This is a genomic window from Zoogloea sp. (assembly GCF_041908905.1).
In the GTDB taxonomy this organism is placed as follows: domain Bacteria; phylum Pseudomonadota; class Gammaproteobacteria; order Burkholderiales; family Rhodocyclaceae; genus Zoogloea.
This window is the reverse complement of record NZ_JAYREK010000066.1, coordinates 1-4877: the sequence shown is the minus strand read 5'-3', so window position 1 is coordinate 4877 and position 4877 is coordinate 1. Positions and strand designations below refer to the sequence as shown.

The following is a 4877-nucleotide window of genomic DNA, read 5'->3' as shown; positions in this document are numbered from 1 at the left end:
TACCGCTCTGTCTTTGAAGTCTTGTCCGTATCGCGCCAAGTCGTTCTCTCATCATCGCCCCCGAATTCAGGATTCTATCGAGGTGGCAACTATTCTGACGCGGGGGGGTAGCACAGGGGCGGCCACCAGGCATTGAAAAAGCCGAAGCCGACGGCAAAGATCATCGCGTGGGGGACGGCCAGGCTGCCGAGCTGCCAGTTGCCCGCCGGCCACAGCAGGAAGGCGAAGCCCATCGGCAGGCCCAGCAGGGCGCCGATCATGGGCAGGCGGAGCTGCCAGCGCGGGTCGCGGCGGGTGAGGCGGTCGCAGTACCAGCCGCCAAAGATGGCTCCGCTGGCAGCGCCCAGCCCGCTGGCCAGGCCGAACAGCAGGCCGGCCTGGGCCAGCGGCAGGTCGTGGCTGCGCATCAGGAAGCTCGGCCCCCAGATGCCGTAGCCGTAGCCGGCGATGCCGCCCAGCCCGCAGGCCAGGCACACCAGCAGGAAGGCCCGGATGCCCATCAGGCCCCGCAACTGGGCCAGCAGGGGCTGGGCCGGCTGGGTGGCGGCGCTGGGCACGCCGTCGAAGCCGCCGCGGCGTGGCTCGCGGACGATGAGCCACAGCAGGGTGGCGAGCACCAGGCCGGGGATGCCGAAGAACAGGAAGGTGGCCCGCCAGCCGTGCTGCTGGGCGATCCAGCCGCCGAGGGCCATGGCCAGGATCATGCCGATGTGCGGCCCCATCATGAACAGGCTGATGGCGATCGAGCGCCGTTCCTTGGGGTAGAGGTCCGACACCATCGACATCGACGGCGCCATGCCGCCCGCCTCGCCGATGGCCACCGTCATGCGGGCGATCATCAGCTGCCAGAACTGGCCGGCCATGCCGCAGGCCATGGTGGCCAGGCTCCACAGGCCGCAGGCCATCGCCACCATGTTGCGCCGGTTGAAACCCTGGTCGGCGAGACGGCCGAGGGGGATGCCCATCACCGCGTAGAGCACCCCGAAGGCCAGCCCGGTGAGCAGGCCCATGGCGGTGTCCGAGGCGCCGAACTCGCGCTTGATCGGTTCGATCAGGATGGCGATGACGTTGCGGTCGATGTAGGAAAACACATACACCAGGGCCAGCAGGAGCAGGCTCAGATGGGTCCGCCAGTTGACGGCGGGGGCGGGGGGGCGATGAACCTGGTTCATGGAGGAGCTCCGGGCGGGGGACGGGGTATCGATACTGTCGGGCAGGCACGGGGTGGGCATCGTCCTTTTGGACGTTTTGGCCCGCTTCCCTGGCGCCTAGATTCAGGGTATGACACCAGGAGAAGCCATGGCCGACACCGCACCAGACCTGCATGCCTCCGTGCCGCCCCCGGGCGCGGAATCCATCGTCTTCCCATTTGCTCCTCCCGCGCCGGACGCTTCCGTGGTCGAGGTCGCGCCGGGCATCCTGTGGTTGCGGATGCCCATGCCGATGCAGCTCGACCACATCAACATCTACCTGCTGCGCGACGGCAGCGGCGCGGACGCGGGCTGGTACATCGTCGACACCGGCCTCAACACCTCGGCCTGCAAGGCCCTGTGGGAGGAGGTGGTGGCCACCCGGCTGGACGGCCTGCCGCTGAAGGGCCTGGTGTGCACCCATTTCCACTACGACCACGCCGGGCTGGCCCGCTGGCTGACCGACCGCTACGCCATTCCGCTGTGGATGACCCACGGCGAGTTCTTCACCATGCGGGCCCTCGGCGAACGCCTGCCGGAGCCGGCGCCGGAAGGGCTGGTGCTGTTCCACCAGCGCGCCGGCATGCCGGAGGAGCGCATCGCGCGGATGCTGGCCGGCCTGCGCAAGGACCCCTTCATGCCGCCCCAGCCCGAGAGCTTCCGCCGCCTGCGGGCCGGCGACCGGCTGGAGATCGGCGGCCGCCGCTGGCAGATCGTCGTGGGCGAGGGGCACTCCCCCGAGCACGCCTGCCTGTACTGCGCCGAGGATGCCATCCTGATCGCCGGCGATCAGTTGCTGCCGCGGATCACCTCCAATGTGCTGGTGTCCAGCATGGAGCCGGAGGGCAACCCGCTCCAGCTGTGGCTCGACTCCCTCGAGCGCCTCGACCGCCTGTCGCCCGACACCCTGGTGCTGCCCTCCCACGAGCGGGTCTTCCGCGGGCTGAGGCCCCGGGTGGCCGAGCTGCAGGCCCACCACCGGCACCAGTTCGACCTGCTGCTGGCGGCGCTGGCCGGCGGGGTGCGCCTGTCGGCCTTCGAGGCCATGGAGGTGCTGTTCCCGCGCAAGCTGAAGGCCGCCGAGGAGATGATGGCCGTCGGCGAGAGCCTGGCCCACCTGGCCTGGCTGCGCTACGCCGGCAAGCTGGTGCGGCGGCTGGACGAGGACGGCGTTTACCGCTTCGCCCTGGCGGCCTGAAGCGCTTAAAGTGCGCGCCCTCCATCCAATAAACTAATAGATCAATAAATCAAACAAAACCAGCCGGCGCCCCGCCGGCGAGGAGACACCCTCATGACCGATGCCACCTCTCAAGCCCTTGCGCTGGCGCAGCAGGCCCGGGCGCAGCTGACCGCCCCCGGCGCGCCCTTCGAAGTGATCGAATGCCCCGTCGGCGACCGCGTCGAGCGCCGCTACCGCAACGCCTTCCCGACCCTGCCGGCGCTGCTCGCGGCGAGCCGCGCCCATGGCGACAAGCCCTACATCAAGTACCAGGGCGAGACCTGGACCTTCACCCGCTTCTTCGCCGAGGCCGACGCGGTGGCCAGCTGGCTGCACAAGGCCGGCGTGTGCCCGGGCGACCGGGTGGCCATCGCCATGCGCAACCGGCCCGAGTGGGCGGTGGCCTTCGTCGCCACGGCCCTGCTCGGGGCGATCCCGGCGCCGCTCAACAGCTTCGGGCTGCGCGAGGAGCTGCACGCCGCGCTGGCCGACCTCGCCCCCAAGGTGCTGTTCTGCGACCCGGAGCGCCACGCCCGCATCGCCGGCGAGGGCGCGCCGGCCCTCGTGACGGTGGTGACCGACGGCGCCCTTGCCGGCACCGAGTCCTACGCCGCGCTCGTCGCCCAGCCCGCCGAGCCGCCGCCGGTGGCCAACGTGGGGCCCGACGACCCGGCCCTGATCCTGTTCACCTCCGGCGCCACCAGCCGCGCCAAGGGCGTGCTGTCCACCCAGCGGGCGGTGTGCCAGGCGCTGTTCAACATCGATTTCATCGGCGCGCTGTCGGCGATGAGCTCACCCGAGGCGGTGGCCAGGATCATGGCCCGCGGCCTGGCGCCGACGACCCTGACCGCGGTGCCGCTGTTCCATGTGAGCGGCCTGCATGCCCAGCTGCTCACCGCCCTGCGCAACGGCCGCCGCCTGCTGTTCACCCACCGCTGGGACCCGGCCACGGCCCTCGACCTGATCGCCGCCGAGAAGGTGACCCAGTTCAACGGCGCGCCGTCTATGGTCCTGCAGCTGATGTCCGAGCCCCGCTTCGACGATCCGGCCGTCACCGGCAGCCTCGGTGGGCTGGGCTTTGGCGGCGCCGGGCTGCCCCAGCGCGCCATCGACGAAGTCCTCCGCCGCCCCCAGGGCGAGATGGCCGGCATCGGCTTTGGCCTCACCGAGAGCAACGGCGTCGCGGCGGCGGCCTCCGGGGCGGTCTTCCGCCACGCCCCGCGCGCGTCGGGGCTGATCTCGCCGATCATCGACCTGCGCATCATCGACGCCGACGGCAACCCCCTGCCGGCGGGCAGCATGGGCGAGATCTGCCTGCGCGGGGTGACGGTGATGGAGGGCTACTGGAACGACCGGGAGGCCACCGCCAACGCGATGCGCGGGGGCTGGTTCCACACCGGTGACGTGGGCTACGTGAGCGACGACGGCCTGCTCTTCGTGGTGGACCGGATCAAGGACGTCATCAACCGTTCCGGCGAGAAGATCGCCGCCGCCGAGGTGGAATCCTGCCTGCTGCAGCACCCGAGCCTCAACGAGGCGGCGGTGTTCGCGATGCCCGACGAGGGCACCGGCGAGGCGGTGGCGGCGGCCGTGGTGGTACGGGAAGGTTTCTGGGTCAGCGAAGCCGAGCTGCAGGCCCACGTGGCCGCCCACCTGGCCGGCTACAAGGTGCCGGCGCGCATCTTCATGCGCGAGGACGCCCTGCCGCGCAACCCCGCCGGCAAGCTGCTGAAGGGCGATCTGAAGCGCGCGTGCCTGGGCGCCGCCTAGCGCCTGATCCCCAAAGGCCGGACAACGCCACCCCACCCGGCAACCCGCCCCGCGGGGGCCGTGGGGTAGATGCGCTCGCCGGCCGTCTCCGCCGCCCCGCAACGGGGCCGGCTAGTCCTCTCGGACGATGATCCGCGTGCGGCTTCCACGAAGAATGGCCGCAGATGAAGCAAGGGTGCACAACCCGCCTGAACAGGCAATTCATCTGCACAACAACCATTCCGCTCAAGAAGCCATTCGCACCCGGAAGGAGACACCCAAATGAAGAACACCCAGCCATGGGTTCCCGTCGTCACAACCCTGGCCCTGTCGCTCGCTGCCGCAAACGTCAGCGCCAAGGTGACAGAGGCTGAAGCCGCCAAACTCGGCAAGGAGCTGACCTGCGTCGGTGCCGAAGCCGGCCCCAACAAGGACGGCACCATTCCGGCCTTCTCCGGCAAATGGCTGGGAACGCCTCCGGGTATCAAATACACGCCCCACGTGGGCCAGCATCCGGTGGACCCGTTCGCCGCCGACAAGCCACTGTTCGTGATCACCCAGGCCAACGCCGCCCAGTACGCGGCGCGCCTCAGCGACGGCGGCGCGCGTCAAGATAGTTGCCACCTGAGTCATGCAGCCAAAGGCTGTCTATTCGTGTTGCCGATTGCCATGGCGACGACGGATTCCCGCTCTGGATTGAGCGTCACCGGGCCGGCAGA

The 4877-nt window shown here is 69.9% G+C and carries 3 protein-coding genes and 1 pseudogene; 3 read left to right on the top strand and 1 reads right to left on the bottom strand.

What is annotated here, in order from left to right; genetic code table 11:
* Positions 1-89: 89 nt before the first annotated feature.
* Positions 90-1172 (bottom strand): spinster family MFS transporter, encoded by a 1083-nt coding sequence (locus ACE3OU_RS18585; protein WP_374243046.1) that lies wholly within the window; start codon positions 1170-1172, stop codon positions 90-92.
* 127 nt (positions 1173-1299) lie between these two features.
* On the opposite strand from ACE3OU_RS18585, the gene ACE3OU_RS18580 reads away from it, so the two are divergent.
* The 3 genes and pseudogenes from ACE3OU_RS18580 to ACE3OU_RS18570 form a co-directional block, all read left to right on the top strand.
* Entirely contained in the window at positions 1300-2388 is a 1089-nt protein-coding gene (locus ACE3OU_RS18580) for an MBL fold metallo-hydrolase (RefSeq protein ID WP_374243045.1), read from the top strand.
* Positions 2389-2481: 93 nt separating this feature from the next.
* Positions 2482-4179: a class I adenylate-forming enzyme family protein gene (locus ACE3OU_RS18575; protein WP_374243044.1), complete on the top strand. Its 1698-nt coding sequence runs from the start codon at positions 2482-2484 to the stop codon at positions 4177-4179.
* Positions 4180-4440: 261 nt separating this feature from the next.
* Positions 4441-4877, top strand: a pseudogene (locus tag ACE3OU_RS18570) (hypothetical protein); the annotation flags it as partial.